Origin of the sequence: Priestia sp. YIM B13490, from assembly GCF_042787735.1 — a bacterium.
In the GTDB taxonomy this organism is placed as follows: Bacteria; Bacillota; Bacilli; order Bacillales; family Bacillaceae_H; genus Priestia; species Priestia megaterium.
This window is the reverse complement of record NZ_JBHZOT010000002.1, coordinates 892,246-917,721: the sequence shown is the minus strand read 5'-3', so window position 1 is coordinate 917,721 and position 25,476 is coordinate 892,246. Positions and strand designations below refer to the sequence as shown.

The 25,476-nt window shown below is 39.2% G+C and carries 20 protein-coding genes and 5 tRNA genes; 17 read left to right on the top strand and 8 right to left on the bottom strand.

The window, feature by feature from the left end; genetic code table 11:
* The 7 genes from ACFX4R_RS09925 (at position 1) to aceA (ending at position 3,542) form a co-directional block, all read left to right on the top strand.
* A tRNA-His gene (locus ACFX4R_RS09925) sits at positions 1–76 on the top strand.
* A gap of 11 nt (positions 77–87) precedes the next feature.
* Positions 88–161, top strand: a tRNA-Gly gene (locus ACFX4R_RS09920).
* Positions 162–166: 5 nt separating this feature from the next.
* A tRNA-Ile gene (locus ACFX4R_RS09915) sits at positions 167–243 on the top strand.
* A gap of 3 nt (positions 244–246) precedes the next feature.
* Positions 247–321 (top strand) — tRNA-Asn (locus ACFX4R_RS09910).
* A gap of 4 nt (positions 322–325) precedes the next feature.
* A tRNA-Glu gene (locus tag ACFX4R_RS09905) sits at positions 326–397 on the top strand.
* 209 nt (positions 398–606) lie between these two features.
* Entirely contained in the window at positions 607–1,866 is a 1,260-nt protein-coding gene (locus ACFX4R_RS09900; protein ID WP_322551714.1) for a M48 family metallopeptidase, read from the top strand.
* 392 nt (positions 1,867–2,258) lie between these two features.
* Positions 2,259–3,542: an isocitrate lyase gene (aceA, locus tag ACFX4R_RS09895; RefSeq protein WP_016762997.1), complete on the top strand. Its 1,284-nt coding sequence runs from the start codon at positions 2,259–2,261 to the stop codon at positions 3,540–3,542.
* A 196-nt stretch (positions 3,543–3,738) separates the two neighbouring features.
* On the opposite strand, the gene ACFX4R_RS09890 is transcribed toward aceA, so the two are convergent.
* Positions 3,739–3,975, bottom strand: a complete 237-nt coding sequence (locus ACFX4R_RS09890; protein ID WP_028412421.1) for an IDEAL domain-containing protein — start codon at positions 3,973–3,975, stop codon at positions 3,739–3,741.
* Positions 3,976–4,151: 176 nt separating this feature from the next.
* On the opposite strand from ACFX4R_RS09890, the gene ACFX4R_RS09885 reads away from it, so the two are divergent.
* The 8 genes from ACFX4R_RS09885 to ACFX4R_RS09850 all read left to right on the top strand — a co-directional run bounded on the left by ACFX4R_RS09885 (position 4,152) and on the right by ACFX4R_RS09850 (position 20,672).
* Positions 4,152–6,131 (top strand): S9 family peptidase, encoded by a 1,980-nt coding sequence (locus tag ACFX4R_RS09885; RefSeq protein WP_377569448.1) that lies wholly within the window; start codon positions 4,152–4,154, stop codon positions 6,129–6,131.
* Positions 6,132–6,293: 162 nt separating this feature from the next.
* Positions 6,294–6,911 carry a TVP38/TMEM64 family protein gene (locus ACFX4R_RS09880; RefSeq protein ID WP_013081701.1) on the top strand — a complete coding sequence of 206 codons (618 nt, stop codon included), beginning with the start codon at positions 6,294–6,296 and terminating at the stop codon, positions 6,909–6,911.
* Positions 6,912–7,491: 580 nt separating this feature from the next.
* Positions 7,492–8,232 carry a 3-oxoacyl-ACP reductase FabG gene (fabG, locus tag ACFX4R_RS09875; protein ID WP_013055347.1) on the top strand — a complete coding sequence of 247 codons (741 nt, stop codon included), beginning with the start codon at positions 7,492–7,494 and terminating at the stop codon, positions 8,230–8,232.
* A gap of 262 nt (positions 8,233–8,494) precedes the next feature.
* The gene (gene addB, locus ACFX4R_RS09870) at positions 8,495–11,995 is read left to right on the top strand and encodes a helicase-exonuclease AddAB subunit AddB (protein WP_377569446.1); all 3,501 of its coding nucleotides are present in this window, start codon (positions 8,495–8,497) and stop codon (positions 11,993–11,995) included.
* Positions 11,988–15,725, top strand: a complete 3,738-nt coding sequence (gene addA, locus ACFX4R_RS09865; protein WP_043980878.1) for a helicase-exonuclease AddAB subunit AddA — start codon at positions 11,988–11,990, stop codon at positions 15,723–15,725. The genes addB and addA overlap by 8 nt, the downstream gene beginning before the upstream one ends.
* A gap of 53 nt (positions 15,726–15,778) precedes the next feature.
* Positions 15,779–16,963 (top strand): exonuclease SbcCD subunit D, encoded by a 1,185-nt coding sequence (locus tag ACFX4R_RS09860; protein ID WP_043980880.1) that lies wholly within the window; start codon positions 15,779–15,781, stop codon positions 16,961–16,963.
* Entirely contained in the window at positions 16,960–20,352 is a 3,393-nt protein-coding gene (locus tag ACFX4R_RS09855; protein ID WP_237074499.1) for an SbcC/MukB-like Walker B domain-containing protein, read from the top strand. Before ACFX4R_RS09860 ends, ACFX4R_RS09855 begins: the two co-directional genes overlap by 4 nt.
* Before the next feature lie 14 nt (positions 20,353–20,366).
* Positions 20,367–20,672: an HNH endonuclease gene (locus ACFX4R_RS09850; protein ID WP_033578017.1), complete on the top strand. Its 306-nt coding sequence runs from the start codon at positions 20,367–20,369 to the stop codon at positions 20,670–20,672.
* A gap of 46 nt (positions 20,673–20,718) precedes the next feature.
* Here ACFX4R_RS09850 and ACFX4R_RS09845 read toward each other — a convergent pair whose 3' ends face one another.
* From ACFX4R_RS09845 to ACFX4R_RS09820, 6 genes are all read right to left on the bottom strand, one after another.
* Entirely contained in the window at positions 20,719–20,937 is a 219-nt protein-coding gene (locus tag ACFX4R_RS09845; RefSeq protein WP_025749935.1) for a spore germination protein, read from the bottom strand.
* 59 nt (positions 20,938–20,996) lie between these two features.
* A complete protein-coding gene (locus ACFX4R_RS09840; RefSeq protein WP_028407429.1) occupies positions 20,997–21,428 on the bottom strand; it encodes a spore germination protein GerPE in 432 nt (143 codons plus the stop codon).
* Positions 21,429–21,440: 12 nt separating this feature from the next.
* On the bottom strand, positions 21,441–21,617 hold the full coding sequence (locus ACFX4R_RS09835) for a hypothetical protein (protein WP_013055355.1): 177 nt from the start codon (positions 21,615–21,617) through the stop codon (positions 21,441–21,443).
* Positions 21,614–22,330, bottom strand: a complete 717-nt coding sequence (gene gerPC / locus ACFX4R_RS09830) for a spore germination protein GerPC (protein ID WP_043980887.1) — start codon at positions 22,328–22,330, stop codon at positions 21,614–21,616. The genes ACFX4R_RS09835 and gerPC overlap by 4 nt, the downstream gene beginning before the upstream one ends.
* A gap of 89 nt (positions 22,331–22,419) precedes the next feature.
* The gene (locus ACFX4R_RS09825; RefSeq protein WP_237074501.1) at positions 22,420–22,695 is read right to left on the bottom strand and encodes a spore germination protein GerPB; all 276 of its coding nucleotides are present in this window, start codon (positions 22,693–22,695) and stop codon (positions 22,420–22,422) included.
* 30 nt (positions 22,696–22,725) lie between these two features.
* Positions 22,726–22,947, bottom strand: coding sequence for a spore germination protein (locus ACFX4R_RS09820; protein WP_013055358.1), 222 nt, complete (start codon positions 22,945–22,947; stop codon positions 22,726–22,728).
* A gap of 198 nt (positions 22,948–23,145) precedes the next feature.
* Between ACFX4R_RS09820 and ACFX4R_RS09815 the strand changes: the two genes are divergently transcribed.
* Together ACFX4R_RS09815 and ACFX4R_RS09810 are read left to right on the top strand one after the other, a co-directional pair.
* Positions 23,146–24,318: a DUF418 domain-containing protein gene (locus ACFX4R_RS09815; protein ID WP_043980891.1), complete on the top strand. Its 1,173-nt coding sequence runs from the start codon at positions 23,146–23,148 to the stop codon at positions 24,316–24,318.
* Between the two features lie 78 nt (positions 24,319–24,396).
* On the top strand, positions 24,397–24,744 hold the full coding sequence (locus ACFX4R_RS09810; RefSeq protein WP_013055360.1) for a DUF1516 family protein: 348 nt from the start codon (positions 24,397–24,399) through the stop codon (positions 24,742–24,744).
* Positions 24,745–24,785: 41 nt separating this feature from the next.
* Here ACFX4R_RS09810 and ACFX4R_RS09805 read toward each other — a convergent pair whose 3' ends face one another.
* Entirely contained in the window at positions 24,786–25,346 is a 561-nt protein-coding gene (locus ACFX4R_RS09805; protein WP_016763009.1) for a DUF2777 domain-containing protein, read from the bottom strand.
* Positions 25,347–25,476: the final 130 nt, after the last annotated feature.

Genomic DNA, 25,476 nt, shown 5'->3' with positions numbered 1-25,476 from the left:
GCGATTGTGGCGAAGTGGTTAACGCACCGGATTGTGGTTCCGGCATTCGTGGGTTCGATTCCCATCAGTCGCCCCATCTTAAGTAACGCGGGTGTAGTTTAGTGGTAAAACCTCAGCCTTCCAAGCTGATGTCGTGAGTTCGATTCTCATCACCCGCTCCAAAAATGGGCCTATAGCTCAGCTGGTTAGAGCGCACGCCTGATAAGCGTGAGGTCGGTGGTTCGAGTCCACTTAGGCCCACCATATTCCACAGTAGCTCAGTGGTAGAGCTATCGGCTGTTAACCGATCGGTCGTAGGTTCGAGTCCTACCTGTGGAGCCATACTGGCCCGTTGGTCAAGCGGTTAAGACACCGCCCTTTCACGGCGGTAACACGGGTTCGAATCCCGTACGGGTCATCTTAAAAGCAGTTTGCATATGCAAACTGCTTTTTTTGTTTGTAAACGGAGTTTATTCTTTTGTCTAAACTCTATTTTTCATTTTTCTATGATTTCCTCGCCTCAAATTACATTTCTTATAGCACATCCATAAACGCTTGTTCTAAATTTCGAAAAAAAACCTACAATAGTAATAACGGCATACTGTTTGTACAAAAGGAGGGGAATGCGTGAAAAAAATTGTTTGGTGGTCCATCGGAGTTTTTCTTGTGTATGGAGCGTGTATTTGGGTGTATTTATTCTATATAAGCGATACCTCTATTCCACAATCATTAAAAGGCACCAGCGTAGACCCGGCTACGTTTATGAATACACGAGAACTTATGTTAACCGAAAAATATTCAAAAATTAGAGATGCGCTCTTTTTTATCCGAATTCCATATGAGTGGCTAGGGTTTATTTTAATTTTAGTGTTAGGTGTGTCTAAGAAAGTTAATAAGTGGTCTAAAGATGTCAGCCGTTTCAGTCTTCTCCAAACTGCTATTTATGTATTTTGGTTATCCGTTCTGCTGCTGATCTATTCTTTTCCTATGGACTGGATTAGCTATAAGCTTTCAAAGGCTTATCATATTACGACGCAACCTTTCCAGGGATGGATGAAGGATCTTTTTACAGATTTTTGGGTGAACTATGCCACCATGTTTTTAGTGATTGCTGTGTTATATGCATTCATTCGTAAGTTTTCAAAAAGATGGTGGCTGTATGCGTGGCTAGTATCTATTCCATTTACGCTATTTTTGACGTTTATTCAACCAGTGGTTATCGATCCGTTATATAACGATTTTTATCCATTAAAGAATAAAGAGCTGGAAACGAAAATTTTGCATTTAGCAGACGAAGCTCATATACCTGCTAAGCATGTATATGAAGTAAACATGTCTGAAAAAACGAACTCCCTTAATGCATATGTGACGGGAATAGGTTCTAATTCAAGAATTGTGTTATGGGATACTACTCTTAATAAATTAACGGAACGTGAAATTTTGTTTATCATGGCGCATGAAATGGGTCATTATGTAAAGAAACATATTTATGTGGGGATTGCTTCAGCATTAGTTTTATCGATCGTAGGCTTATGGCTAACGAAACATTTAGCCAGCTTTGTGATTAAGAGATGGGGAAAAGCATTAAAAATTACTTCTCTTAGTGATTTAAATTCTTTACCGCTTATTCTACTTATTTTTTCTATTCTTACATTTGCTGTGAGTCCGTTAACAAATATGCAGTCGCGTCATCATGAACTTCAATCTGACACGTACGCTATGGACCTAACAGGAGATAAGCAAGCTGCTATTAAAACGTTTCAGGACTTAACGAAATCAGGACTATCTCAGGTAAATCCGCCGTATTTAGTGAAGATTTTCCGATATGGTCACCCAACAATACTGGAAAGAATTTCATTTGTTGAGAAGTATGAAAGAAATGAATAAGTGATATAAGAAAAAGTAAAGGATATATGAAGCCTTTTATACGTAGGTATTAATAGAAAAGCCTCCTTGCGAGTAGGAAAAAAATTCTAAAAGGAGGTTTCATTTTCGAAAGTACTGTTATATAATAACGTATGTAAAATAAAAACTGTTTTATAACAATAGGGAGGAATAGTTATTTGTGATTGAAAAGATAGCAGTCAAAATTCTCAGCGTATATTCACCTCAGCTAAGTCTTACTACATGTCCTTCAACTACTTACTTATTTCATCTACGTTCTTGCTAATATTATGGCAAGCTGCTAATTTACTTCATCATGAAACAGACATATTCTAACTGCTGCGTTTTATATTTTTGTGAATATAGAATTTTAAATTCATTAGGGGGTATAAAGAATGAAAGACATTCGTGTAAAAAACCTTGAAGAGAACTGGAAAAGCGATGAGCGTTGGAAAGGAATTGAACGTCCATATTCTGCAGAAAAAGTCATTGGGCTAAGAGGGTCCATTGATATTGAACATACGCTTGCTAGAAGAGGAGCCGAAAAGTTCTGGAACTTATTAAAAACAGAGCCATACGTTCATGCCTTAGGAGCTCTAACAGGAAATCAAGCGGTACAACAGGTAAAAGCAGGGCTAAAAGCAATTTACTTAAGCGGATGGCAAGTAGCTGCAGATGCAAATCTTTCAGGAAACATGTATCCTGATCAAAGTTTATACCCGGCAAACAGCGTGCCCCATGTTGTGAAACGAATCAATCAAGCGCTGCAGCGTGCTGATCAAATTCAGCATTTAGAAGGAGAAGGGGATATCGATTACTTTGCTCCAATTGTAGCAGATGCAGAGGCAGGGTTTGGAGGACAGTTAAACGTATTTGAACTCATGAAAGGAATGATTGAGTCGGGAGCATCTGCCGTACACTTTGAAGATCAATTATCCTCTGAGAAAAAGTGTGGTCATCTCGGCGGCAAGGTATTGCTTCCAACTCAAACCGCTGTGAAAAATTTGATTGCTGCTCGTTTAGCTGCTGATGTAATGGGGGTTCCAACACTTCTGATTGCTCGTACCGATGCTGATGCCGCTGATTTAATTACAAGTGATGTTGATCCTGTAGATCGCCAGTTTATTACAGGTGAACGCACCGCTGAAGGTTTTTATCGCACGAGAGCCGGAATCGATCAAGCTATTGCTCGTGGCTTAGCATATGCGCCATATGCGGATCTAGTATGGTGTGAGACGTCTGAACCAAACTTAGAACAAGCACAAAAATTTGCAGATGCTATTCATGAAAAATTCCCAGGTAAAATGCTTGCTTATAACTGTTCACCATCTTTCAACTGGAAGAAAAAGTTAGATAAGAAAACGATTGAAAAATTCCAAAGAGAAATTGCAAAAATGGGCTACAAGTTCCAGTTTGTTACGCTTGCTGGCTTCCACGCTTTAAACCACAGCATGTTTGAGCTGGCACGAGGATATAAAACAAGAGGAATGGCAGCTTATTCAGAGTTACAAGAAAGAGAGTTTGCTAGTGAAGTAAATGGATATACAGCTACAAGACATCAGCGTGAAGTAGGAACGGGCTATTTTGATGAAGTGGCACAAGTAGTTTCTGGTGGGACTTCTTCTACAACAGCTTTAAAAGGTTCCACAGAAGAAGAGCAGTTTCAGACGCATAAATAACAAAAAAACCTATGAGTGGAATGGTCGGTTACGTCCACTCATAGGAAAGATTCTACTAAAAAAGATTCTTACAGGTGTAAGAATCTTTTTTTATGTAGTAAACACGATTTAACAGACAGCTGTTCTTCCTGAGAAGAAAGGATCTGCCTGTTAAACGTACATATAAATCGTTAATATGAATTAAGCTCCTGAAATATTAAGTAGATGTTTGAAGCAGGGATTGGTACTGTGCTGATAGCTCATAAAAAGCAGTTTCATCACGTTGATCTAATGCCGTGTTAATGTTTGTTTCTAACAGTTCTTTTTGACGCTTAAAAAGCGATTCATCAATTACCATTTCGATATAAACATCCAACATACTCACAGTATCAATTACTTTTTTCTTGCGAGCGAGGGACTTCATCATTTCCGTGTACGATTTTTCATTGTTCATACCTCATCACCTCTGCACCCTTTTTATTATTATATAGATTAAAAGGAGAAAAAACAACTAATTTTCTAAATTTTTAGATTTTTATTTTTAGAAATGATAAAGTAAAAGGGAAACGCTATTTTTGTTTTTATCAATTGACTATTTGGTTTAAAAATGAGTGCTTGGGGGCGAAGAAATTGAATCATTTAAAAAAGCGTACGGTAACGATAGAGGATTTGTATGAACTGAAGTCTGTGTATAATCCTCAGATTTCCCCAGATGGTAAAAGTGTAGTTTATACGGTCCGAGAAACGAAGAAAATAGAAAACACGTATGAGACGCAGCTATTTATGCTAGATCTTGAAACGAAAAAAACAAAGCAATTAACCTACTGTAAAGGAAACAATCATTCTCCAGTATGGTCTCCTGATGGCAAGTGGATTGCTTTTTTATCCGATCGCAGTCAGACCGTTCAGCTCTATCTATTAGCAGCGGCAGGAGGAGAAGCAGAAGTACTCACAGAATTTGAAAAAGGCGTTAGTAATCCGGTGTGGTCTCCTTATAGTGACGAAATTATGTTTTCTACAAAAGTAGGAGAAAAAGCTGTAAGAGTTGAACAAAATCATGAATATCCTCAGCCTTACGAAGTGGAGCGTCTATTGTACAAATCCGATGTTAGCGGTTATTTAAAAGGTGAATATGCTCAAGTTGCCGTCGTTAAACTTAAAAACAAAGAAGTGACGTTTTTAACGGATGGACCTTATCATCACTCTGTTGGGTGCTGGTCCCCTGATGCAAACTCAATTGTATTTTGCAGCAGCCGAGGAGAGAATCCGGATTTATCATTAACTATGGACGTGTTTATTTTGCATCGCGAGACTAAAAAAGTAACATCTATTACAGCAGAAACAGGATATTTTCATCAAGTTTCGTGGTCACCGGATGGGTCATACATAGCATACATTGGAAATGAACGTACATACGGATCGGCTTCAATGAATGACATATACATTTATCAGATCTCTAACCAAAAAACAGCTTGTATCACTGCTGGTATAGACTTAGAAATAGGAGATATGGTAGCAGGAGATTTCCACTTTGGAAGAACCGCAGCGGGAATTATGTGGGGCAGTAATGAAGAATTTTATTTTGTCGTAAGTGAAAAGGGTTCTGTAGGCATATATAAAGGAAATGTGAATGGAAAGTTAGACTCTGTACTTATGGATAATGCTCACGTATATGAGGTATCTGTTCTTCCCAATTGTGAGGAAGCTATCGTGGCAATCAGTACATTTACACATCCCGGAGATCTTTATTCTCTAAATTTAAAAACAGAGGAATTAGTGAAGCTGACAAACGTTAATGACTCATTTTTAAAGCATGTGCAGCTTACACAAGCAGAATCTTTTTACGCCACTTCTACGGACGGTATACATATCCACAGTTGGGTAGTAAAAGCTGCTGCTACCAATGATGTATCTCCAACCATTTTAGAAATCCATGGAGGTCCGCATCTTATGTATGGTCATACATTTATGCTTGAATTCCAAGTACTTGCATCAAAAGGGTTCAATATCCTCTTTTCTAATCCAAGAGGCAGCAGAGGATATGGTCAAGCATTTACAGATGCGGTTCGAGGAGATTACGGAGGCATGGATTATACGGATTTGATGGCAGTGACCGACGAAGCAGTGAAGCGCTACTCTTATATTAATGAAGATAAGCTTGGCGTAACAGGAGGAAGCTACGGAGGGTTTATGACAAACTGGATTGTAGGAAGTACAAATCGGTTTAAAGCAGCGGTAACGCAACGGTCTATTTCAAATTGGACAAGTTTTTACGGCGTTAGTGATATTGGCTATTATTTTACCGAATGGGAATTAAAAGCTGATATTTATGAAAATCCGGAAAAACTTTGGAACCACTCGCCGCTTCGTTTAGCGGAGAATGTTAAAACACCGCTGTTAATCTTGCATAGCGAACAGGATTACAGATGTCCAATTGAACAAGCTGAACAGCTTTATGTGGCCCTGAAAAGAAAAGATAAAGAAGTAGAATTTATTCGTTTTCCTCAGTCTAATCATGAACTTTCTAGAAGCGGTAAGCCTAATTTACGAACGGCGAGACTAAAATATTTAACAAGCTGGTTTAAACGTTATTTAAAACAGTCTCAGTAAAAAGTGCATGGCTGTTCAACCAAATATGTATGTGTAAATAAAGGCTGTATGGCAAGCGTAAAAGGACAGGAAAGGTAAAACGCTGTAAAACTTTTGTTTGGTAAAGGAAAGTAGTACAATAAGTGAAAAGTAGCACAGTTGTTTAAATAAGGAGAACATTCGATGGATTTTGAAACATTAAAGCATTATTTGACGTTAGACGGCGTCCTCGAGTTATTAAAACAATATCAATCATTTGGAATCATTCCAGGGCTGCTGTTGCCTATTTTAGAAGCGTTTATCCCTATCTTGCCGCTTTTTGCGTTTGTAATGGCCAATGCTGCCGCTTTTGGCTTATGGTTAGGCTTTTTAATTTCATGGGTTGGCAGCTGCGTTGGATCACTGCTTGTCTTTTTGATTTTTAGAAAATATGGACAGGCGAGGTTTTTACATTTCATCAGCCGGCATGCGCAAATTCGAAAGATTATGATTTGGGTAGAAAGACACGGGTTCGGACCGCTGTTTATTATGCTTTGTTTCCCTTTTACCCCGTCTTCGGCAATTAATGTAGTAGCAGGACTATCACGTGTTAGTATGGCTCAGTTTATGCTTGCTGTATTAGCCGGTAAAATGGTGATGATATTTATGATGAGCTTTATTGGGGCCGATTTTGTTTCATTTGTGAAACAGCCTCTAAAAGCAGTACTTGTTTTAGTCATCATTTTTGTTCTATGGCTTGTTGGAAAACAAATTGAACGAAGATTAAATGAAAAATCTAAAGTGAAACAGTATGACAAATAGTTTGTTTATATATAACAAATAGTGATGAAAGACTGCTTTTTAATAGGCAGTCTTTTGTTATACATACAGCCAAAAGGGGTATTGTAAACTATAGAAAAGCCTTTTCTTATAGGGATACAACAGCATTTTTGAAAAGATCTTAAAATTTTTCTTAAAGAAGTTATTTGTCTGTTTATTCGGTTGGCAGAACAATGCATATACAGGGTATCTGTCCAGTAATGAACAAGTTTTTTGTTTATCAATTGTGAGAAATATGCTAAAATAAAAGAAAAAACTGGGAATAAATTAGACGTCTATTCCTAGTTGCACCTAAGTAATGAACCCTTTGTTTTCTAGAGATATACGTGTTTTTTCTCAACATGTATTATCACCTCATGTATTTCAAAACGTTTTCTTAAAAATTATATGAATGATTTTTGAGCTTGACTACTAAGATGTAAGTAGAGGGATCATTACTAGAAAAGCACCAAATGATCATTAAGACGTGCTTGGCGTCGTTTTGAGGAGGGGAATGCGCTACTGAGATTCAAGCGACTTGCTGATTAATCGTTGTTAGTAAGCGTCTTATAGCGCGGGTGACATGAGATTAAAAGATAAAGTGGCAATTATTACGGGTGCAGCAAATGGATTAGGATTCGAAGCTTCTCGAATATTCGCACAAGAGGGTGCAAAGGTCGCTATGGTTGACTACGATGCAAAAACGGGAGAAGAACGAGCAGCTCAGCTAAAAGAAGAAGGCGGAGATGTAGCATTTTTTCAAGTGAACGTAGCGGATCGAGACAGTGTAGATGCAATGGTAGAAGAAGTAGTGAAACGCTACTCTAAAATAGATATTTTAATTAACAATGCAGGTATCACCAGAGATGGAATGCTAACCAAATTATCAGTTGAAAATTTTCAAGCAGTAATCAACGTAAACCTTACAGGCGTTTTTCACTGTACACAAGCAGTGGTACCGCATATGATTGCTCAAGGTAAAGGGAAAATTATTAGCACATCTTCGGTATCTGGCGTATATGGAAATGTTGGTCAAACAAACTATGCGGCGACAAAGGCAGGCGTAGTAGGAATGACAAAAACATGGGCTAAAGAGCTGGGACGAAAAGGAATTAATGTAAACGCTGTAGCTCCCGGGTTTATTGAGACGGATATGGTGAAGGCGATGCCAGACAAAATCATTGATCAAATGAAATCCACTATTCCTTTACAAAGACTAGGTCAGCCTTCTGACATTGGTTATGCTTATCTGTATTTAGCATCTGATGAGTCCAACTATATTAACGGTACAACACTTCATGTAGATGGTGGAATCATGATGTAAAAGTAGAAAATAATTCGCTTTTCTAAAACTTTTCAGTGGTCTTTTGACTACTGAAAAGTTTTTTTGTTGCATCCAGCATTTCACATATCGGCAAAGTGGAATTTTGTCTGCAAGTTCAGTAAAATAATAAGGAGAGAGATAGAGAGATTTAGATGATTATCACTATAAAATTTTGACGACTGCGTCACGTGTTTACGTGGCGTTTATCCATTTTGTACTTAAACAAATGAAAACATAGAGAAAAAAATGAAGGGGTGAAAACGTGGGGCTACAGTTTTTATTAGGACGTTCAGGAAGCGGGAAAACGGAATATCTTTTAAATAGCATGCGCCAAGAGCTGTTAAATGCTCCGCTTGGGCATCCACTTATTTATATTGTACCTGAACAGATGACATTTCAGTCGGAGTATGCGCTTGTTCAAACACCTGGGTTAGAAGGCATGATGCGTGCTCAAGTTTATAGTTTTACACGTCTTGCATGGCGTATCCTGCAAGAAGTTGGAGGTATTAGCCGCTATCATGTGGATCAAACAGGTATTCATATGATGCTTAAAAAAATTATCGAACATCAAAAAGAAGAGCTTCGACTGTTTGCGAATTCTTCAGAACAAGCAGGGTTTATTGAAGAACTGGAAAAAATGGTTAAAGAATTTAAACAGTACACAGTAGATGCCCCGTCTCTCGAAGAGATGAAGAAAAAGCTTCAAGCAGAAGATGAGAAAGTCCTTGCTGATAAATTACATGATTTACATCTCATTTACGGAGAATTAGAAAAACAGCTGATGACGAAATATGTAGATGGAGAAGACTATTTGAAGCTGCTGGGTGAAAAAGTAGCGTCTTCTGGCTATCTTGCTCAAGCAACGATTTATGTAGATGGATTTCATCACTATACTCCTCAAGAATTAACCGTATTAGTAGAGCTGATGAAAGTTTGTAGAGAAGTAAAAATAGCGGTGACTTCTGATTATTCATATCAAGATTTTATTCCAAATGACTTGCACTTGTTTCGATTAACGAGCGAAACGTACCAAGAAATAATGGGCCTGGCGGCTGAAAACGGTATAGAGATTCAAGAGCCAATCGTATTTAACGAACAAAAAAGGCATCAAAACAGTCCAGAGCTTGCCTATTTAGAACGATATTATGATGAACGGCCAACGCCGGAATTTCAGTCAGAGCCCGAGCACATTCAGCTGCTGCCGGCTGTTAGCCGAAGAGCAGAAGTTGAAGGGATTGCAAGAGAAGTGCTTTCACTTGTGCGCGATCGCGGCTATCGCTATCGTGATATTGCCTTGATTGTTAGAAATGCAGAAGACTACCATGACTTGCTTCAAACCATTTTTCAAGATTATGAAATTCCGTACTTTATTGACCAAAAGCGAGCGATGTTTCACCATCCACTCGTTGAATTTGTTCGCTCAGTCTTAGAGGTGGTAAGCGGGTCATGGCGGTATGAAACCATCTTTCGAGCAGTGAAAACAGATCTTTTATTTCCTTTGTCATCTGATGTGCACCAGCTTCGCGAAGAGATGGATGAATTAGAAAATTATGTACTTGCTTACGGTATTCAAGGATCTAAGTGGACGAGTAAGGAACCATTTACCTACAGAAAATATCGTTCACTTGAAGACATGAACCTTGGGAAAACGGACGAAGAGCTTGCTTTTGAGCAAAAAATAAATGAATTAAAAAATATGATTGTTCCTCCTATTTATTCGCTTCAGCAAAAATTAAAACAAGGGAAAATAGGAAAAGAAAAAGCAGAAGCGCTCTATCGTTTTTTAACGAATTTAGATATTCCACAAAAGATAGAAGCGCTGCGCAATCGATGTGAAGAAGAAGGAAAGCTTCAAGAAGCAAGAGAGCACGAGCAGGTATGGAAAGCAATTCTTCACTTATTTGATCAGTTTGTTGAAATGATGGGAGAAGAGAAAGTATCGATTTCTTTGTTTGCAGATCTATTTGAGACAGGGCTTGACAGCATGCAGTTTGCACTTGTTCCGCCTGCACTGGATCAAGTGGTTGTGGCAAGTTTTGAGCGTTCGCGTTTATCCGATATCAAAGCAAGCTTTGTGTTAGGTGTAAATGACGGTGTGATTCCAGCTAAACCAAAAAGCGATGGCCTGTTATCTGAGAAGGAGAGAGAGCAGCTGCTTGAATCAGGTTTATTACTTGCGCCAACCGGAAGACAAAAGCTGTTTGACGAACAATTTCTCATTTATTTAGCACTTTCCAGCTCTTCGGAAAAACTTTATGTTTCGTATCCTCTTGCCAATGAGGAAGGGAAGACCCTGCTGCCTTCCCTCGTTATTAATCGAGTAAAAGAGCTATTTCCGCTCCTGCAGGAAAAACTGTTAATGACGGAACCTACAGATTTAGAAGAAGAAAAGCAAGTTGATTATATTACAAATCCTTTAACGAGCATCGCGCATTTAGCCAGCCAGCTGCAAGGATGGAAACACCATTATCCGATGAGTTCCGCTTGGTGGGATGTGTATAATTTTTATGTGGAAAATCCAGATTGGAACTCATACAGTGAGAAAGTACTAAGCAGCTTATTTTATCAAAATGAAGCAAAACGGTTAACAAAGAAAACGAGTCAGCGTCTTTATGGAAGGCATATTCAAGCAAGCGTATCGAGAATGGAAAAATTTGAAGCCTGTCCATATGCGCATTTTGCTTCTCACGGGCTCAAGCTTAAAGAACGAAAAGTTTTCAAATTGGCGGCTCCTGACATAGGCGAGTTATTTCACGCGGCGTTGAAAATGATTTCAGACGAACTTCGCGGCGGTCAAAAAGAATGGAAGAACTTAACGAGAAAAGACTGTCAGCAGCTTTCTACGGCTGCAGTGCATGAGCTTGCTCCGCGCTTGCAAAATGAGATTTTATTGAGCTCGAATCGCCACCACTATTTAACACATAAGCTGCAGCAAATTATTGAACGTGCGTCGCTTGTGTTAAGTGAGCACGCTAAGATGAGCGGCTTTGTTCCCGTTGGATTGGAGCTTGGATTTGGACCTAGTGCAGAGCTGCCTTCTATGCAGTTCACACTGCCAAATGGCCATACGATGGAACTCGTTGGCCGAATTGACAGGGTAGATAAAGCGGAAAGCTCAAAAGGACTTTTACTGCGTATTGTCGACTATAAATCAAGCGATAAAGCACTAAACTTAGTGGAAGTGTACTACGGTTTATCTCTTCAAATTTTAGCTTATTTAGACATAGTCGTGACGTATGCTGAACAGCTTCTTCATGATAATAGAGGAGCATTGCCTGCTGGCGTTCTTTATTTCCACGTTCATAATCCAATGATCAACAGTACTAAAGCATTACAGCCTGATCAAATTGAAGCTGAAATCTTCAAGAAGTTTAAAATGAAGGGACTGCTTGTAGGAGACGAGGAAGCAGTAAGGTTAATGGACGAAACGTTAGAATCAGGGCACTCACAGGTTATATCAGCTGGCATTAAAAAGACAGGGGGCTTTTATTCCAATTCTTCGGTTGCGAGCGAAGAAGATTTTACACATCTCCGTCAGTATGTGCGAGGTAAATTTGTGGAGGCAGGTACAGAGATTACAAATGGGAAAATTGATATTTCGCCTTATAAACTAAAAGATAAAACACCATGTGCGTTTTGTGAATACCGCTCAATTTGTCAGTTCGATGAATCAATGGAAAACAACGAATATCGTCAGCTTAGTACAGAGAGTCAAAGTGTTATTTTAGATAAAATTCGAGAGGAGGCCAAACGAGATGAGTGAAGATATACACGTAAAACCGGCCGACTCCCAGTGGACGGATGATCAGTGGAACGCCATTGTTTCATCCGGTCAAGATATATTAGTAGCCGCGGCGGCTGGCTCAGGAAAAACAGCGGTTTTAGTTGAACGTATTATTAAAAAGATTACGATGGGTGATGAGCCAATCGATGTTGATAGATTACTCGTTGCTACGTTCACAAATGCTTCTGCAGCCGAAATGCGAAATCGAATTGGAGAAGCATTGGAAAAAGAGTTAAAAAAGAATCCATCTTCTTTGCACTTGCGCAGACAGCTTAATTTATTAAACCGTGCGTCGATTTCTACACTCCATTCTTTTTGTTTAGAAGTCATTCGAACGTATTATTATTTGATTGATGTAGACCCTGGTTTTCGGATTGCAGATGATACGGAAGCCGATCTTCTGCGTGAAGAAGTATTAGAAGAATTGTTTGAAGAACAGTACAGTATTGAACAGAACGAGCGATTCTTTGATTTAATTGATCGTTATACAAGTGACAGAAATGACTTAGATATTCAGCTTATGGTAAGAAAGCTGTATGACTTTGCAAGATCTAACCCTGACCCAAACGGCTGGCTTGAAATGATCGTGAGTCAATATGATGTGACAGAAGACTCTTCTATTGATTCACTTCCGTTTCTATCTTTTCTTTTACAAGAAGTAACAACGCAGCTGATGGGCATTGAGTCGATTTTAAAACAGGGCTTAGAGTTAACAAAGCTGCCAGGAGGGCCTGCTCCTCGCGCCGTTAATGCAGAGGAAGACCTGGCTCAAATTCATCGGCTGATCAGTGCTTCTAAGCATTCTTTTGCTGATTTGCATGAGGAAATGCAGAATTTGAATTTTACTCGTTTAAAGCCATGTAAAGGAGAAGCATACGACTCGCAGCTTTTAGATGATTTCGGAGAGCTTCGCAAAAAAGCTAAAACAAGTCTTGAAAAACTTCATGCTGATTTGTTTTCTAGGCCTTTGCACGGCTACATGGCTGATTTTGAGAAAATGAAACCCGTTATTGAAACGCTAATCTTTTTAGTTCAGCGCTTCGGTGAACGATATGAACATATGAAAAAAGAGAAAGGGTTAGTGGACTTTTCTGATTTAGAGCATTATTGCCTGCAAATCTTGAGTGTAAAAGAAGATGGAGTGCTTAAGCCTTCGTCCATTGCCCAAAAATATCGTACTCAGTTTGAAGAGGTGCTTGTTGACGAATATCAAGATACAAATATGGTTCAAGAAACACTGATTAAATTAGTGACGAGAGATAGTGAAGAACAAGGGAATTTATTTATGGTTGGAGATGTAAAACAATCCATTTACCGCTTTCGTTTAGCGGAGCCATTTTTGTTTTTAACAAAGTACAAGCGCTTTACACAAGATGGTCGCCAGTTCGGAAAACGTATCGATTTGAATAAAAACTTCCGCAGTCGTTCTCAAGTGCTTGATGCTACAAACTTTATTTTTAATCAGCTGATGGATGAAGAAGTAGGAGAAATTGCATATGACGATGATGCTTCTTTAAAATTAGGAGCATCGTATCCAAAAGCGGAAGGAATGGAAACGGAGCTTCTGCTCATTGCAAAAGAAAATGTAGAAGAAGGAGGGGAAGAAGAATCGGATTCTTCTCTCGTCGCTTTTTCAGAAGCAGAGCTTGAAACGGCTCAGTTAGAGGCAAGAGCAATGGCGCGTAAAATCAAAGAACTCGTTCAAAACCGCTTTCAAATATATGATCGCAAGCTTGATATCATGAGAAATGTGACGTATCGTGACTTTGTTATTTTGCTTCGTTCTATGCCTTGGGCTGCGCAGATTATGGATGAATTTAAGCAAGAAGGCGTGCCCATTTATGCCGATTTATCGACAGGTTATTTTGATGCTACTGAAGTGATGATTATGATGTCTTTATTAAAAGTAGTAGATAACCCGCATCAAGACATTCCGTTAGCTTCTGTTCTTCGCTCACCGGTAGTAGGGCTTTCAGATGAAGAGTTAGCTACACTGAGAGCAGAGCAAAAGAAAGGAACGTATTACGATGCGTTAAAAACGTACTTAGCGGCTTCAGATGATGAAGAACTTCGCGATAAAGTAAAGTATTTCTATGAGCAGTTAAAAGCATGGAGAACACAAGCTAGACAAAGCTCTTTGTCAGAACTGGTATGGCAAATTTACCGCGATACGGGTTTCTTTGAATTTGTTGGCGGACTTCCTGGCGGGAAACAGCGTCAAGCCAATTTACGTGCTCTTTACGATCGCGCTCGCCAGTACGAGGCAACTTCATTTAGAGGTCTGTTTCGATTTTTACGTTTTATTGAACGCATGCAGGACCGGGGGAACGATTTAGGAGCTGCTCGAGCACTGGGAGAACAAGAAGATGTGGTGCGTTTGATGACGATCCACAGCAGTAAAGGTCTTGAGTTTCCGGTTGTTTTTGTAGCTGGTCTTGCTCGTCAGTTTAACTTAATGGACTTGAATAAAGCATATTTACTCGATAAAGAACTAGGTTTTGGGTCTAAATATATTGATCCAAAACTGCGTATTACGTACCCTACTCTTCTTCAGCAGACCATGAAGAAAAAAATGAAAAAAGAAAGCATGGCAGAGGAAATGCGGGTATTATACGTAGCTTTGACGCGTGCGAAAGAAAAACTTATTTTAGTCGGAACAGTAAAAGATGCACCAGAAAAGCTCAGACAATGGAGCTCCGTTATGGCACATGAAGATTGGACGCTTCCAGCTCACGTGAGAAGAGATGCAAAATGTTATTTAGACTGGATTGGACCTTCTTTAATCCGTCACCAAAATGTTAGTCATATGGTTGAAGGAGAGGTCCAGCCGGCCAAGGTGATTCATCAGCATGCTTCAAGCTGGAAACTTTCAACGTTATTAGCAGATGATTTAGCCGAGCAGCCTCTTGAAGAGCAGCAGCATCATGAAGAGCTTTTAAACGCTCTTCAAAAGCATGAGCCAGTTTCAGAATCGAGCGATTATAAAGACGAAGTGTATAGACGCTTAAATTGGTCTTATGATTATCGTGTAGCTTCCGTTCATCGTTCGAAGCAATCTGTTTCTGAACTAAAAAGGCAGCAGCAGCTGACGGACGCAGGTGGAAGCGACGATCTCATTCGGGGATCTAAAGCACCTCTTGAAAATCGTCCGCTGTTTCTTCAAGAGAAATCTCTCACAGGAGCTGAAAGAGGAACAGCTACACATGCCGTTATGCAGCAGCTTCCATTAAATAAAGCTTATACCCTTGAAATGGTTCAAGACTTTATTCAATCAATGGTTACCAAAGAATTATTGACGCAAGAACAAGCGGATGCTGTTGATGCAAATGATGTAGCAGACTTTTTAGACAGTGACATTGCACAAGGTATTCGAACGGCTCGCACGCTTTATAGAGAGATGCCTTTTAGTTTAGGTGTCTCCGCTAAAGAAATCTATGATCATTGGGAGCAGGAAGACGAAACAATTTTAGTGCAAGGTATTATTGATTGTTTGTATGAAACGGAAGAAGGTCTCGTTTTACTTGATTTTAAAACCGATAACATTTCGGATCGTTTTCAAGGGGATTTTGAACGAGCAAAACCATTTCTAATTGACAGATACCGCATTCAGTTAGAGCTTTACGCAAAGGCCATTGAGCGGATTGTAAAACAACCTGTGCAGCATCGCTATCTGTACTTTTTAGATGGTGGACATGCTGTTGAAATATAAAAAAAGAAGAAGGCGATAGTCTTCTTCTTTTTCACCAATAAGGAGAGAGTAACATGCGTTTATTACATACAGCGGATTGGCATTTGGGGCGAACGTTAGAAGGTCGAAGCCGTCTAGCTGAGCAAGCACAGTTTTTAGATGAACTGGCAGACATTGTGGAAGAAGAAAAGATAGATGCTATTCTCATGGCGGGAGATGCCTTTGATACGGTTAACCCTCCAGCAGCGGCAGAGCAGCTTTTTTACGAAAGTATGTCTAGGTTGAGCAACAATGGAAAACGTCCGATTATTGTTATTGCAGGTAATCATGACAACCCAGATCGGCTGTCGGCGGCTTCTCCATTAGCTGTTCATCAAAATATTACGCTTCTTGGTTTGCCTACTACCGATGTAGAAAGCATTCACATTCCTACATCAGATGAAGTGTTAAAGGTTGCGGCTCTTCCTTACCCATCTGAATCAAGGTTAAAGGAACTGTTAGCAGAAGAAAATGATGAGCTGGCTCTTCGAAACTCATATGATGCCAGAGTAAAAGGTATTTTTGATAAAATGAGTGAGCAGTTCACAACAGATACCGTTAATATTGCCATGAGTCATATTTACGTAGCAGGGGGAAGTTCAACGGACTCAGAACGTCCAATTGAAGTAGGAGGAGCTTATACGGTGGCGGCAACTAGTTTACCTGCTAATGCTCAATATGTAGCTCTAGGACATTTGCATCGCCCGCAAATGATCAATCGCGCCAGCACCCTTGCAAGATATTCTGGGTCACCTCTTGCCTATAGCTTTTCAGAGTCAGGCTATGCAAAGTCTGTTACCATTTTAGACGCTCAGCCAGGAAAAGAGGTCGAAATGACCGAAATTCCATTATCCAGCGGAAAGCCTTTGACACGTTGGAAAGCAAAAAACGGACTGCTAGAAGTATATACGTGGCTTGATGAACAGAAAGATGCGCAGGCATGGGTTGATTTAGAAGTTCACGTAGAAGATGCACTTTCATTAGAAGAAATCCATCGTCTTCGCAAGCTTCATCCAGGCTTTATTCATATCCGTCCAGTATTCAAAGCAGAAGAACTAGCACTTGAAACACGTTCACAGCGAGAAGTGCCGATCGAAGAACTGTTTACAAAGTTCTACAGCAGGCAAACCGGCGGAGGGGCACCTGATGATGAATTAGTCAAACTGTTTTTAACCTTGATTAACGATGAAGAAGTATCGGGAAAGGAGGATGAAAAATGAAACCTATTAACTTGACCGTTTCGGGGCTTCACAGTTTTAGAGAAAAACAAACTGTCGACTTTGAAGCGCTGTGTTCAGGCGGTGTTTTCGGAATATTTGGTCCTACAGGAAGCGGGAAATCCTCCATTTTGGATGCCATTACACTAGCTTTATACGGAAAAGTAGAGCGTGCAGCAAATAATACACAAGGAATTTTAAATCACGGGGAAAATGAACTGAAAGTATCGTTTACGTTCGAGCTGGAAAACGCTAGTCATAAAAAACGCTATACTGTTGAACGAAGCTTCAAACGAACGGATGAACTGCGTGTGAAATCAGCTTCAAGTCGATTGATTGAAATCGAAGATGAAACGTACGTATTAGCAGATAAAACGAATGATGTAAATCAGCAGGTACAGGAACTTCTCGGTTTAACTATTGATGATTTTACAAGAGCTGTTGTATTACCACAGGGAAAGTTTGCAGAGTTTTTATCATTAAAAGGGACGGAGCGCCGTCAAATGCTGCAGCGTCTTTTTAATCTCGAGCAGTACGGAGATCAGCTTAGTAAGAAAATACGCTATCAAGTTCAGCAGCTAAAAACAGACCTAGATAAGATTACGGCAGAACAAACGGGATTAGGTGAAGCTTCAACAGAGAAAGTAGCGGAAGCCCGGCAGCTTGTAAGTGATAGCATTGTACTTTTGGAAAAACGAGAAAAAGAAGCGTCTGATTTGCAGGAAAGATACGATCAGCAGGCGTCTCTTTGGAAAGCGCAGCAGGAAAAAACAATGCTAGAAGAAAAACTAGTGCATGCTTCTAAGCAGGAAGAGGAGATTAAACAAAAGCAAGATGTGCTGACGAAAGCTCAGCAGGCAGAACGTCTTTTTCCCTATTTAGAAACATTTGAACAAGCTGAAAAACAGCAGAAGCTTTATGAAGATAAAGTAGAAAAATTAAAAGCACAAATTGTTCAAAAAAGTGAGGAATATAAGCGCTCAAATAACTTATATGAGCAGGCTCGCTTACAAAAAAATGAACAGCAGCCCAAATTGGTTGTTCAAAAAGAACAGCTTCAACAAGCTTCTGATCTTCAAAAACAAATTAAAGAAGGTCAGCAAGAAATAAAAGAAGCGGAAGTTTCTCTTCAGCAAAAGCAGCAGGCAATTCAAACGAAAAATGATGAATTAATGGAAGCGGATCAGCGGTATCAGCAAGGTTTGACTCTTCAAAAAGAGTTAAAGGAAACATTAACAAAAGTGGAGATTCAACCTGATTATCGGCAGGCTGTTCAGCAAGCATTTTACCGTTATCAAGTATGGAATAACGATAAAAAAAACCTAGATGAAGGTCAAAAAACGTATAAAGAAAAAGCCGAACAGCTTAAGCATTTGTACACACAAAAACAAACACACAAAGAGAGAGATCAGCAAACAATAGAACAAAGTAAAGGGTTATTTTCAGATATTCAAGGCTTGTATCACACTGTATGTGAGCGGGAAAAAGAGTTTCAGCAGCTTTTTCAACAAGCAGATCGTTTAATGAGCGATCTAAAAAGACGCAAAGAAAAAGAATGGTCACGCCGTCTGGCTCATCAATTAGCCGAGCAGCTGACCCAAGGAGAGCCTTGTCCGGTTTGTGGCTCTGAGCATCACCCTAACCCCGTGTTACACCAACAAGAAGGTGACGTCACAACTGAATCAGCGGATCAGTTCGAAGATCAAGTTAATCAGTTGCGTGAACAGCGATTTAGCTATTCGTCGCTCAAAATGCAGCTTGAACAGCTAGCTAAACCTCTTGTTGAAAAAATACCTGAGTTAGCTGAGTTTATGAATGAAGCTGGCGAAGTTCCTGCTTTAGGAGAAATGGATACAGATGCCTTTGGGCATTATGCTAAGAAAATAGAAGTTGAAATCAAATCTCTTGAGCAGGATTATTTGCAGGTAAGTGAAAAACAGCAAGCAATTCTTGGGCAGATACAAAAGGTCCAGCAAAGTCTTGAAAAGATTGAATTAGAGCTTGCTCATTATCAAAAAGAACAAGCTGAATTAGAAGGAAAGATAAATCAGCAAAAACAGGCGCTACAAGCAGGAAAAGAAGCTTTTCAACAAGACTATCCTTCCTTTGTATTTGAAGAGATGGAAAAAATTAATGAAAAGCTGACTGAAAGAGAAAAAGAAGAGCAGACAATAAAGGCTCGAATTGAAAAAAGTAGCGTATTTTTTGAAAATCAGCAAAAGAAAATCGAACGTCTAAAAGAAGAGAAATATGCGGGCGAAAAAGAATTTACAGAATTAAAAGCAATGCTGTCTCATAAACAATCTCTTGTTCACTCGCAAATTGAACGCTTGCGTACGCTTACAGATCAAGAAGATATTGAACAGACGCTGCAAAAAACAGTTCTTTTACTTGCGGAGTTAGAGACGAATGAACAGCAGGCATATCAACATTGGCAGACTGTTCAAAAAGCGTATCAAACGCTGCAAATGGATGAAAAAGCGGCGAGCGAGTCCCTAGAAACAGCTCATATCCAGTATAAAAAGGCAGCTGAAAAATGGGAAGAAGCGGTAGGGAATTCTTTATTCAGCGAAGGAAAAGAAGTTCAGCAAGCTTTGTTATCACATGATGAGATGAAATTGTTGGATGAAACTGTTCAGGCTTATTGGGACAATATAAAACAGATGAAGTCATCAATTGAACAGTTAAATATTCAGCTGAATCACCAGTCCATAGAAGAGCACCAATTTGAAGAAACTCAGCAGCTGCTTCATGATATAAAAGCGGCTGTGAAAGAAGCGGTTCAGCTCAAGGGAGCAGCTGAGCAAACGTTAAAAAGCGTCAAAGAACGGCATGAGCGATTTTTAGTGCTTGAACAGGACCGTGAAGAAAAACAAGCGTTATTTGAACAGTATCAAAAGCTTCAAACAGTATTTAAAGGAAATGCTTTCGTGGAATATATTGCTGAAGAACAGCTGATGTCCGTTAGCCGAGATGCTTCAGAGCGTCTGGGTATATTAACACGTCAGCGCTATGCGATTGAAGTTGATTCCCAAGGCGGCTTTATTATGAGAGATGATGCAAATGGAGGCGTAAAACGTCCGGTTTCAACTTTATCTGGTGGAGAGACGTTTTTAACTTCCCTGGCTTTGGCCCTTTCATTATCTGCACAAATTCAGCTAAGAGGAGAGTATCCGCTGCAGTTTTTCTTTTTAGATGAAGGATTTGGAACGCTTGATGGAGAGCTTCTTGATACCGTGGTAACAGCGCTTGAAAAACTTCAGTCCAATAATTTATCAATTGGAGTCATCAGTCACGTGCAAGAACTTCGTGCTCGCCTGCCAAAACGTTTGATTGTTGAGCCGTCCGAGCCTTCTGGCAAAGGAACTAGTGTAAGAGTAGAAACTTTATAGGGAAGGAAATCTATATGAAGAAAAAAGACAGGCGGATAGGAACATGCGAATTATGCGGAAGGCAGGATGTCTTGACGACCGTACATCATTTAACGCCAAAGGAAATGGGCGGAGCATTTGAACCAACAGCAAACTTATGTATTCCGTGTCATAAACAAATTCATGCGTTATACACAAATGATGAATTAGCCATTCGTCTTAATACGATTTCTTTATTACAAGCTGATTCTAAAATTAGCTCTTTTATTAAATGGATTCGTAAACAGCCTTCTTCTAAATTACCTAAAACCAAGAAATCAAACAGCCGAAAATCCAGGTGAATAAAAAACCCCTTATCCGCTTTAATAGCAAAGATAAGGGGTTTTTTTAAGCATTTGCTGCTATATTTTGATCGAATAAATCTGGATCTAACGTATTTGTTCCTGAAATGCCGTTATTAGTATTAACAAAGTTACCTGTATTTAAAGAACCAGAGCCTGACGCTGTTTTAGCGGCACTTTTTGGAGAAACATAAAACGTATCTCCAAACGTTACGACACCGCCTCCGACGCTCATGATACTAACGGGTCCAATTATTGCTGGCATGAGATTCACACCCTTTTTTCATGATATTAATTTAGTATATGAGCATCTTTTTAAAAGGTTCACTCACTGCTGCTAGCTTGTGAAGAAGCACTACTTGATGTTCCTGTTTCAGCTTCCTTTGAAGGTTCATCGTTGATCAGTTCCCGAATATGCTTAATGCGGGCTTCTGCATAAACATTGCACGTTGATCCAATATGAATAACTGATGAGAATGAGCACCCTTTTATATCAATTCTGTTAACGCGGATCAAAGGTATTTCATTCCATGTTTGAACGGGAATAGGTTCATAATCGCCATGAGGAATAGGCTCATTAAAGATAGCGTAATCATCAAAGTTTCCTTCTCGACCGTAGAAAAACGGATACTGTCTCCGATCGGCTAAAGCTTTATTAAGTAGATGAATTTCTGTTGAATCTCCAATTTGGCAAAAGGAGCTCGCCGACAAGGAATTAATTTCTATATAATTAACAGAAGATGTGCGTGAAAGCATACGTAAGCTCCTTTATGATAACGATAGTGGCACATAAGGTCCGATAATCAACGATTCAGCCGGCGTATCAAATGTTGAGGATAGAGAGATGTAATTGGCATCACCAATTAAAAAAAGAGAAGAAGAAGATACGCCTGTAATACTAACGTCTCCAACAAGCAATTCGCGGTTTACAACGTTAAAGTTCATGAAGGAGGTCCACCTTTCTTTAAAGATTCAGGTAAATACGTTAAAAATGCGTCAATTCCTTTTTTCATATCTTCATAAAGTTTACCGATAATTTGAGGTTTGATTTGTTCAAAATTTCGTTCCATTTCTTCCGGCTGAACTTGCTGTATATAAAAAGTAATCCGCTGCTGCAGCTGCTTTTTAATATCTTCTAAAATAAACTCGTAGTACGATTCATCAATCATCATCGAGCGCTCATCAAGCACATGTTGAACCATAGAAAATCCATATTGATTAAGTTCAGCTAAAATCGTTTCGTGGATATCAGAGACCCACTGTTTTTCTAGCTGGCGGTTCAACGGTTTTAAGCTAGGATTTTGCGGTCCAGGACCTCCGGGTTGTCCCGGCTGCTCACCTTGAGGCGGTTGCCCCTGTGGCTGAGCTCCTTGCGAAAACGTTACTTCTGGTTTCTCATTGATAATGATATCTTCTAAATTATCAGGTGTAAGAGGGTTTAATCCAATATTTAATGTTCCATCTAAAGAATCGATTTTTAACTGTTCAAATTTATATTCAATTTTATCAATTTTAATAGGTGGCTGTTCACCTAACTCTTTTATTTTTTTCTGAAGTTCTTGTACGTTTTTTTCAAGCTGAGCAATGCGTCCTTCTTGCTGCTGAATATACGAAGACATTTGCTGAACATACTGATGTACCTGCTGAATATAGTCCATGTTATCCACCTTCAATCACCTCAATTCCCTTATCTTCTGATAAAGAAAATAGTTATATATATACATATGGCGATGAAGGTTGTAACATGTCAGTCGTTGTCTCGAACTGGGGGAGTTAACGACTGTGAGAAAGGAGCTGGGGCAGTGCCCGCACCGGTTCCGGGAGTAAAGGCAGAAGGAGAAACAGATCCAAGAATGCCTTTTTTTGTTTCAGTAGGTGCAGCGCCTGTAAACCCTCCTGTATTAAAGAGATTTGAGTTCGGTTTAATAACACCTACGCTTCCAATTTGAAGTACTGAAGAGTTACTTACGGCACTGATTTTCATACTTTGAATACAGATACTTTGATTCACGTAAAAGTTCATAAGCATCCTCCTGTATGAGCTTCATTTCTATTATAGATTTCCAGCAACATTTTGGTCATTTACATCATTGTCTGACGTATTGGTTGAGCTCTGCTGATTCACAACATATAATCCGTCACCTGTATTAAACGAACCTGCGCCAGCAAATGTTTTAGCAGTGGAAATAGGGGCTATTGTATAAACATCTCCAATATGAAAGACGCTGGCTGAACCAACACTGTTAAGATTAACAACACCAACAATGGCAGGCATAGGCAAACACCCTTTTAATTTAGTCTAGTAACAGCATATGAAGCCTAGACAAAAAGGTGATTAATGCTTTTTCTTTATCTATATGCAGGGAGGAAGCAAAACATTAAAGAGAGGAATGGAAATAGTAAACATTGAAGAAAAACTTTTGCGTTCGATATAATGTGAAAGCAATAATGAAATAATGTAAGGTGTGAAAGAATGAAACGTTTCAAAATGAACGCAGCTGATAAAGAACAGCGCATTGAGGCAGCAGATGTATTAAAAGGAATCGCGCTTATTGGTATTTTGCTCATAAACATGCCGAATTTTTATTCACCTGCTTCCTATTACGACCATAATTTGTTGGACGGTTCAAGAATGAACTATGTTGCTAATGGATTAGTTGATGTAGTTGTAGGGCAGACATGCTACGCGCTGCTCGCTATTTTGTTTGGATTTGGTTTTATGAAAATGTTCCAGCGTACATACGAAAGGCAAGTAAGCTTTACTCCTTTTTATGTACGAAGAATCACGGCTTTGCTTCTCGTTGGGGCTATTCATACTTTATTTATTTGGCACGGTGATATGATTGTGATGTACAGCTTCTTTGCTTTGATCATGCTATTTTTTCAAGAAGCAAAGAAAGAAGTGATATTAGCGTGGGGAACCGGAATATTTAGCATTTATGCTGTGATTATGATTGTTATTTTAACAGTAGCGGCTTTGGTTAACGAAGGAGAGACAGCAGCGGGAATTCACCAGCCTATTATTGACCAAGCGCTTCAAGCATATGGACACGGAAGTTTTGCGTCAATCTTTCATCAGCGCTTGCTTGATTGGTACTACGCGTATAATTTAAATACGGTTCCTTTTCTGTTTTTATCGCTATTTCCACTGTTTTTATTAGGCGGTTTTATGGCAAAAAGCGAGTGGTTCGAAGAAATAGAAGAATATATAGTGGAGACAAAGTGGCTTTGTCTTATTTCATTCATCGTGTATGCAGCATCATCTGTATTGCCCTATGTTTTAGATCACAATGTAGCGACATCGTATATTCACGATACAATTGGAGGAACGGCAGGAGCAATTTTTATTGTAACGTTGGTCACATTAGCTATGCGAAGTGTATCTATTCAAAAAGTCATGCAGCCATTTGCCTTTTTGGGGAGAATGATTTTAACTAATTATATTGTCCAGTCCATTGTATGCACATTTCTTTTTTACTCATATGGGTTAGGATACTACGGACATATTTCAATTGTAGAAGGTTTGGCTATTGCGGGGATTATCATTTTTATTCAACTGCTGGGAAGCCGGATATGGATGAGCCTATTTTCAGATGGACCCCTTGAAAAACTCATTCGGTATGCTACTTATGGACGCGGTCGCTAAAAATCCTTTTTCTTCCTTATATTATTGGTGAAGGAAAGGTTTTCATGATATGATATTTTCAGAAAGGACGTGAGATGAATGGCTCCACTACATATTCATGTAACGCTTTGGACATTATTAATTATCTCGTTTGTGGTTTCGTTGATTTTACATCGAGCAGGTAAAGCTAAAGGTCAAAAAATTCTACATATGGTGGCGAGACTCCTATACTTATTAGTATTAGTATCAGGTCTGCATATGTTAGCAGCTTGGTACCATTTTCAAGGCGCAGCGCTCATTAAAGGAATTGCCGGAGTGTTAGTGCTTGTGGGAATGGAAATGGTACTTGTTCGTACTGAAAAAAGAAAGCGTACAGGCGTTGCTTGGGCAGTTCTTGTAATTGCGCTTATCTTAGTATTCTATTACGGATATGTCGTACTAGGATAAGAAAAAAGCTATCTTGGATAAGATAGCTTTTTTCTTTTGCTTTAATCTAAAAAAAGATTCATTGAACGTTCTCCATCATTAACGGTATATTCAAATCGATCTAGGTGATGCGTGCCTCGTTCGAATAAATGCTGAACGGCACAAATTTTCTCCTCATTGTCATAAATGATAAAATTAGCACCTTTTGTATCACCGTCTGTCGGTAAAAAACATAATGTGTTGTGACAGTAAATACAATCATAAAGAGAGAATTTTAATGAATTTAAGTGCTGAGTGAATGATAAAAAGGTCTCTTTCGGTAGCGATTGAAGAAGCTGTTCGTATGCATAAGGTAGCTTTTTAGTCAGTCTTAGCTTATCCCCATTTCGCAATAAATACGTTCCATCGTGAAGCTTTATTTGACGGTCATCAACCATAATGGCTTTTTCCCAGCGTGTATCAATAAGAAGTTCTAATGTATCATCCATTACTTCATGGAGCATGGAAGCTTCGTCACTTTCATCTTCAAAGAAAATCCACTGTGAATCAACACATTCAACCGTACCAATCACGAAGGAACGCGGCTGATTGTTCAGAGCTTGTTGTTTAGAATAATGAGTCATAATCAAACCTCCGTGTGAAATTTATCCATATTTTTTTATTGCCTAAAAAAGCTCTCTTTATAACTCGAAAGTGAAAATAAAATATAAGGACAATTCAACTGTAACTATTGCGTGCATACAATGGCATTAT

Excerpts from the sequence above, each read along its gene's own strand:
- gerPC (WP_043980887.1), bottom strand. The coding sequence starts at position 22,330 with ATGGACTATATTCAGCAGGTACATCAGTATGTTCAGCAAATGTCTTCG.
- ACFX4R_RS09840 (WP_028407429.1), bottom strand. The coding sequence starts at position 21,428 with ATGCTTTCACGCACATCTTCTGTTAATTATATAGAAATTAATTCCTTG.
- aceA (WP_016762997.1), top strand. The coding sequence starts at position 2,259 with ATGAAAGACATTCGTGTAAAAAACCTTGAAGAGAACTGGAAAAGCGAT.
- ACFX4R_RS09880 (WP_013081701.1), top strand. The coding sequence starts at position 6,294 with ATGGATTTTGAAACATTAAAGCATTATTTGACGTTAGACGGCGTCCTC.
- ACFX4R_RS09890 (WP_028412421.1), bottom strand. The coding sequence starts at position 3,975 with ATGAACAATGAAAAATCGTACACGGAAATGATGAAGTCCCTCGCTCGC.
- fabG (WP_013055347.1), top strand. The coding sequence starts at position 7,492 with ATGAGATTAAAAGATAAAGTGGCAATTATTACGGGTGCAGCAAATGGA.
- ACFX4R_RS09805 (WP_016763009.1), bottom strand. The coding sequence starts at position 25,346 with ATGACTCATTATTCTAAACAACAAGCTCTGAACAATCAGCCGCGTTCC.
- ACFX4R_RS09855 (WP_237074499.1), top strand. The coding sequence starts at position 16,960 with ATGAAACCTATTAACTTGACCGTTTCGGGGCTTCACAGTTTTAGAGAA.
- ACFX4R_RS09810 (WP_013055360.1), top strand. The coding sequence starts at position 24,397 with ATGGCTCCACTACATATTCATGTAACGCTTTGGACATTATTAATTATC.
- ACFX4R_RS09820 (WP_013055358.1), bottom strand. The coding sequence starts at position 22,947 with ATGCCTGCCATTGTTGGTGTTGTTAATCTTAACAGTGTTGGTTCAGCC.
- ACFX4R_RS09835 (WP_013055355.1), bottom strand. The coding sequence starts at position 21,617 with ATGAACTTTAACGTTGTAAACCGCGAATTGCTTGTTGGAGACGTTAGT.
- ACFX4R_RS09815 (WP_043980891.1), top strand. The coding sequence starts at position 23,146 with ATGAAACGTTTCAAAATGAACGCAGCTGATAAAGAACAGCGCATTGAG.
- ACFX4R_RS09860 (WP_043980880.1), top strand. The coding sequence starts at position 15,779 with ATGCGTTTATTACATACAGCGGATTGGCATTTGGGGCGAACGTTAGAA.
- ACFX4R_RS09825 (WP_237074501.1), bottom strand. The coding sequence starts at position 22,695 with ATGAACTTTTACGTGAATCAAAGTATCTGTATTCAAAGTATGAAAATC.
- ACFX4R_RS09850 (WP_033578017.1), top strand. The coding sequence starts at position 20,367 with ATGAAGAAAAAAGACAGGCGGATAGGAACATGCGAATTATGCGGAAGG.
- ACFX4R_RS09845 (WP_025749935.1), bottom strand. The coding sequence starts at position 20,937 with ATGCCAGCAATAATTGGACCCGTTAGTATCATGAGCGTCGGAGGCGGT.
- addA (WP_043980878.1), top strand. The coding sequence starts at position 11,988 with ATGAGTGAAGATATACACGTAAAACCGGCCGACTCCCAGTGGACGGAT.